This window comes from Corynebacterium sp. HMSC067D03, assembly GCF_001811185.1.
GTDB classification, from domain to species: Bacteria; Actinomycetota; Actinomycetes; order Mycobacteriales; family Mycobacteriaceae; genus Corynebacterium; species Corynebacterium coyleae.
In genome coordinates, this window is record NZ_KV803844.1 from 410 (window position 1) to 6975 (window position 6566).

General features: G+C 59.2%; 3 protein-coding genes. All 3 read right to left on the bottom strand.

The genetic code is table 11. The features are described from left to right. Window positions 1-233, bottom strand: a 233-nt coding sequence (locus tag HMPREF2785_RS12025) for a hypothetical protein (protein WP_168164693.1), incomplete at its 3' end; no start/stop codon positions are given. A gap of 557 nt (window positions 234-790) precedes the next feature. Further along, entirely contained in the window at window positions 791-5347 is a 4557-nt protein-coding gene (locus HMPREF2785_RS10640) for a Rib/alpha-like domain-containing protein (protein ID WP_070615423.1), read from the bottom strand. Window positions 5348-5702: 355 nt separating this feature from the next. Beyond that, window positions 5703-6566: YPDG domain-containing protein (locus HMPREF2785_RS12030; RefSeq protein WP_210386117.1), on the bottom strand; the 864-nt coding region annotated here is incomplete at its 5' end.

Genomic DNA, 6566 nt, shown 5'->3' on the forward strand with positions numbered 1-6566 from the left:
TAGCGCTGCTCATCCACCACAGACTGGTAGACACCATCAGCATTCTTACCCGGATACTTCACACCATTGCCAGCCTCATTCGGCTGACCAGCCTCATCCTTCGTGCCAGCAAACGCAGCCGCAGCAAACTGCGGAGCAGCAACCGGCTGCGCCAACGGCGCAACCAACGCAAACGACAACGCAGCCGCAGCAACCGACGTGCCACGACGACGTGCAATGTAATTCTTCTTCACCGAAAAATTCCTTCCTCGAAAATGATTATTCGGTTAGACAAGCCCTGTCTGTTGTGACGCTTTTCGGACACATGCCATACAGGGCCGACATAGGCAAGGGTAAAGAAGTTGACAACAGCCCGCAATGATCATTACGTCTGCCCACAACCGCGTAGAAGATTTCTCAGGTTCTTCCAACCCGGCAGTGTCTTTTTCCATTTTTCGCTGGACAGCGTTTGCCCACGTCGTCAAAAATTGTTGACCTGTCAAAATAGATACATCTTGGAAACGTGCAATATCGAGATGTATCCCCAACCACCGCAAATGCCTATCTGCCCTGCGTTTTTGGGTGACGATTTCCGCCCAGGCACGGTACTTGGCCTCCCGATCCACTAACACCGAGAAGATCCGTGAAAAACGGGGTGAAGGTGAGATTTTCTTAGAAAAGCAGAAGTGCCTACTTTAGGGGGTGATTCGGAGTGGTGGGGTCGTCGATAAGCAAAATGCCCCAACGACAGTTGCCCCGTATCCCAACAACGGGGGTACGGGGCAACAACGCGCTAACTAGTAGCTAGAACCTACTTCTTCTCCGGAGCCGTGGTCTCCTTAGAAGAGCCAGCGTAGGTGTTGCCGGAAGAACCTTTGAGTTCGAAGTTCTTCACGGAAGAGCCGCCGGTGGGCGAGCAGTTGTCATAAATGATCGTTCCGGCGAGGATGCCAGCGGCGATCAGAGCGAGGCCGCCAACAACGGTTGCGATGTCGGTGCCGTACTGGGCCAACTTCGCGTTGATTGCGTCTGCCTGAGCGGCGACCTGCGGGTTGAACACGCCCAACTGCTGCTGGAGGCGCGTGTTCGCGGCCTGGATCTGTGCATTCGCCTGAGCGGCGAACTCGGTGAGGCCCGGGATCTGGATCTGGGTAGCCAGACCGATTGGCAGCAGCGCGATCAGCGGCAGCCCGAAGCCGACGGAGGTGGCAACGCACTTGCCGGTGTCGATGCCGACCTTTGCGGTGGCCTTGTTGCCGGCGCCGTCGACAACCTGGATCTCGTCACCAGTCTTCAGGTTGACGTCCGCCGGGACGTTGACCTTCCACTTGCCGTCCTTGCCGGTCGTGGTCGTGGTGGTCTTGCCGTTTGGCCAGGTCACGATGATGGTCTCGCCAGGGCGGTCGCCCTTGCCGGTGATGGTCTTGGCGCCGGGGGTGATGTCGTCGATAGTCGGTGCCGTGGTGTCTGGCTTGGACTGATCGTCAGCCGGGTTGGCACCGTTCTCCACCTCTTCGCGGTTGGTGTGGCCATCACCATCAAAGTCACCATTCGGATCCAGCAGGGACTTGCCATCCTTGCCGACCAGGTCGAAGTTGGCGGTCGCGGTGTTGGTCGAGTCGTCCTCGTAGGTGAAGCCGACAGCAACGGACGGGCGGGCGAACGGCTTGAAGGTTTCGAAGAACTTGTCCCAACGCTTCTTCGCATCGGTGCTCTTGATCTCCGGCAGGTGCGCCTCGACCTTTTCCGCGACGTCCTTCATCGAAGGAGCCTTCGCGTTGATCACGCCGTTGTCCTGCGGGGTGAAGGTCCACTTGCCGGCGTCCGAATCCGCGGTCGGCTTCGCCTCCGTATTCTTCACCGGTGCCTTGGTGCCGAACGGATCATTGGTGTTCTTCTCACCATCAACCGGCACGCTCGTGAGGTCGTCGTACTCCGGCACGAAACGCTCCGCGTCGGTGCCAACGGTGATGGTCGTCTGCACCTCATCGGTGGAGCCATCCGGGTAAGTCACGACAACGGTGACGTCGTAGACGCCCGGCTTCGAGGTATCCGGGGTCTTCTTGTACTCGAAGGTGGTTCCTTCCGGCAGCTTGTCGACATCTTTGATGTTGCCCATCGGATCCGGGGTGCCGCCCTTCTTGACCTTCTGGTCCTGGCCTTGCGGGTCGTGCTTGTCAGCGTCGGTCACGTTCTTCTGCACCTTGACGTTGGCGTTGACCTTGTCGGTGGTGCCATCCGGGTAGGTGGCAACGATGGTCACCGGCTTGTCGCCCTCAGTGGAGGTATCCGGCGCCTGCTCGTACTCGAAGGTCGTGCCCTCCGGCAGCTCGTCGATGTTGGTGACGTGGTCCTTGGCCTCCGGGACCTCGTTCGGCTCCACGGTCTTGTCCTGGACCTGCGGCTCGTAGGTGTCAGCGTCGAACTGCTTCGGGTCCTCGGGTTGGGGCTGCTCCGGGGTCGGGTCGGGGGTCGGCTCAGGCTGGGGTTGCTCGGGTTGTGGCTGCTCCTGGGGCGGGTCTACTGGCTTCGGGTCCTCCACCTTCACAGTGGCCTGCACCTCGTCGGTGGAACCATCCGGGTAGGTGACGACGACCGTGACCGGCTTATCCCCAGCAGTAGAGGTATCCGGATCTTCCTTGTACTTGAAGGTCGTGCCCTCAGGAAGCTTGTCAGCGTCCTTGACATTGTCCTTCGGATCCGGCTTCTTGCCAGTCTCAACCGTCTGATCCTTGCCTTGCGGGTCGTGCTGCTCGGCCTGATCCTTGGCAACCTTCACCGTCACCGGCACCTCATCAGTGGTGCCATCCGGGTAGGTCACAACAACGACAGCCGGCTTGTCACCAGAGGTGTCAGTCTTCGGCACATCCTTCCAGGCGTACTTGGTGCCCTTCGGAAGATCTTCCTTGTTCGCGATCGAATCCTCAGCCTTCGGCTCAGCGTTCTTCGCAACCTTCTGGTCCTTACCCTGCGGGTCGTACTTGCTGGCTTGATCGGTGACCTTCAGCGGCACAACGTCGGTGTGTTCGGTCTCTTTGCCGTCCTGATCAACCAACGTGTAGGTAACGGAGACGTTCGGCTTTTCTTCAGAAGCGTCAACCGTCTTCTTCGGCGTACCGGTGATCTTTCCGCCCTTGAACTCCAGCCCCTCCGGGAGACGCTCAACCTTGATGGAGTCCTTCTTCAGCTCGAAGCCCTGCGGCAGCTTGTCAAAACCTTCCGGCTTCACGTCCTGCTTATACGGCTCGCCGACGACGCCGTCGGCCAGCTTGGTATCCGTCACCGTGATCTTGGTGACCACCTGCTCCTTACGCTTCTGCGCGACGGGCTTCTTCTCGGTCTTCTCAATACGCTTGTCAGGATCTTGCTCGTCTGGGTTTTCGTAGACCGGGTTGCCGTCGTCGTCAAGCACCGGCACATCCTGCTCGACCAAGACCTCGATCTCGCGAGTCACGATGACCTCAGTGGTGCCCGGGGTAGTCGGCTTGCCGGTGATCTTGCCGGTCTTCGGATCGATGGCCAGGCCTGCAGGCAAGTCGTTAGCCGAGTAGGACGGTTCAGTGCCCTCTTTCATATTGTCCGGCAGATCCTTGAACAGCGGCGTCACGTCGTTGTTCGGGAACTCAGTGCCAACCGACCCCAACGGCAGCGGCTCAGGAACAACAGCGGTGAAGGAGTCTGCGATCTCCCAACGATCAGACGGCTTGCCGGAAGCCGGGTCAACAGAAACCAGCGCGGCGGTGTAGACCGTGGTCTCCTTCAGATCTTCAGGAGCCTGGAAGTTGCAGGACTCGAGCGCACCCTTGTCGTCGCTCTTGATCTTGCACATCGCGTCCTTGATCTCAGTCTGGGTACCATCCGGAGCGGTTGCGTACCAACGGATTGCGTACTCCGTGTTCGGCAGCAAGCCCGCGGTCTTCGTAGTCACCTTGGAGCCCGGACGACCCTTGTTGTCGTAGGAGTTGTACTCCGGAATATCGAAGGTCGGCTGTGCAGTCATCAACGGAAACTGCAGACCGTTCATGTTCGCACCGGCGGCAATCGCGCCCTGGTCGCGGTAGTTCATGAACATATTGGCGACGAACGCAGAGTTCTTCACGTCGCGGCCCTCAATGTTCGGGTAGATATACATGTAGTCAGTGTTGATGTGGCGCACGTCGTACAACGAAGCGCCGGTAAACACGTTGACCCACTGGTTCTGGTAGTCGTCGGCAACCTTGCCCCAGTCTTCTTCGCTGACCACATTGTTCACACCGAGGTTGGCCTTGTCGCGCGAGTAGCCCAGCGTGCCCTTGAACGGCAGGTAAATCATGCCGTCAGCGGTGGTCGGGGCAACGACGGTCTCTGCAATGTGGGAGCCCTCGCCGTGCTCGTCCTGGTACGCCTTGATGATGCGCTCCTGGTTCGCACGCTCCTGCTCGACCGTGTAACCCGGGTTCTCGTTCTTCCAGGCATCGATCTGGCGCGCGACTTCGTCGTTAAGATACGACGCAACAATCTCGATGCCGCCCGCTGCGCGATCACCACGCGCAGGCTGGTACTTGTAGTAGCCCGGCAAGGTACCGGCAGACTCACCGGTCTCCCACCACACCATGGACTCGTTCGGGTGAGCGATGCTCTTAATCGCGCCAAAATCCCCGTAGTACGGGAACTGACCATCAGCCGTCGGCTCACCAGTCTCGCCGTCGAGCGCACGGGTCCAATCCTTTTCCGGCTTGGCCAACCAACCAACGTGATTCGGCTTCTCTTCAAGCACGAAACGACCGTTGGTAATGCGAGAACCGGCAGGGCCAGCGGTGAAGTTCCAGGACTCCTGCACGCGGTCCGTAATCGAGGTGTAACGGCCCGAGTTGAAGTCACCCGCGGCAACCACCGAGTACTTGCTCGGATCCGGGTTCTCGCCCCACACGCGGACGCGAACGCCACCAGCTGCCAGCCAGAACGGCGGCGCGTCAACCTCGTTGGTTACCTTCTCGGACAGGTCGAAGGAGAAGCGACCCTCGGAGTCGGTCGTGGTGTAGAACGTCGGCGAAACCTCACCATTCTTGGTCACGTACTGCAAGTAGATGACGTTGCCCTTGAGCGGCTCATTGTTCGAGGACAAGTCATCGTGGCGGCCATCCTTATTGATGTACGCCCAACCGTGGTAGCCGTAGAAATCACGCCAGCCACCCTTGGTAAAGATGGCGTTTGGCACCTGCTTATTCTTGCCTTGGTCCGCAGCTGGGGCTGGGGCTGGGGCTGGGGCAGCCTGCGGGTTGTCTTGCGCAAACGCCATCGGCTGCGCGAGCGGCGCAACCAACGCGAGCGACAACGCAGCTGCGGCAACCGAGGTGCCACGGCGGCGTGCAACGTAGTTTTTCTTCACAAAGAACCTTCCAGAAACATAGCGATGTGTGTAAACGCAATATCCAATTAATGGACACCCGTTAAGGACTTTGGGAACGCTACGCCTGGTGGACACCTGTCTACAATCTACCCTTTTGACCCTACCCCCACTCATGTGATTATTTAGCTTCCCCTCAGGAATTGATTTAAAAACTGCCTGGTTCCGTACTGCTTCATGAATGTTTACTGTGAGTTCCCTGCTTTTGGGCGGGGGTAGCTCGGGGAGGTGGGGTCGTCGATAAGCAATGCGCAAAACGTCGCCCCGCTCACCGGAATGATGAGCGGGGCGACGGATTCGAGGAAGACGCCTTTAGTAAAGGCGCTGGTCTACTGCATTACTTCTCCTTCCCCTCCTTCGACGAACCTGCGTAGGTGTTGCCGGAAGAACCCCTCAACTCGAGGTTCTTGATGGACGAGCCACCGTTCGGCGAGCAATTGTCGTAGATGATCGTGCCGGCCAAGATGCCAGCGGCGATCAGGGCCAGGCCGCCGAGCACGGTTCCGATATCGGTGCCGTAGCGAGCGAGTTGCGAGTTAATCGCATCCACCTGGGACGCCATCTGCGGGTTGAACACGCCCAGCTGACGCTGCATCTGGGTGTTGAAGTTCTGGATCTGCGCGTTCGCCTGAGCAGCGATGTCAGACAGACCCGGGATCTCCAACTGGGTAGCCAGACCAATCGGCAGCAGCGCGATAAGCGGCAGACCGAAGCCGACCGAGGTGGCGACACACTTGCCGGTGTCGATGCCGACCTTCTCCTTGGACTCGTTGCCCACACCGTCCCGAGCCTTGACATCGTCGCCCGGCTTCAAGGTGGTGCCGTCAGGAACCTTGACCGTCCATTTGCCGTTCTCATCGGTCTTGGTCGGCACTTCCTTGCCATCCGGGAAGGTGACGATGATGTCCTCGCCCGGACGGTCGCCGGTGCCAGTGACGGTCTTATCGTCCGGCTTGATCGGGTCGATCTTCGGCGGCGTGGTGTCCGCACCCTCATCTACCGGCTTATCCGGGTTGTCAACGGTGACGGTGACGTCAACGTTGTCCTTGGAACCATCCGGGTAGGTGACCTCGACCGGGACGGTGATCTTGTCACCCGGCTTGGCGTCCTTCGGAATAGTCACGGTGATCTCGCCGGTGTTCTTATCGATGGTCACGCCATCCGGGGTGTTCTCACCCGGAGTGAACGTGGTGCCATCCGG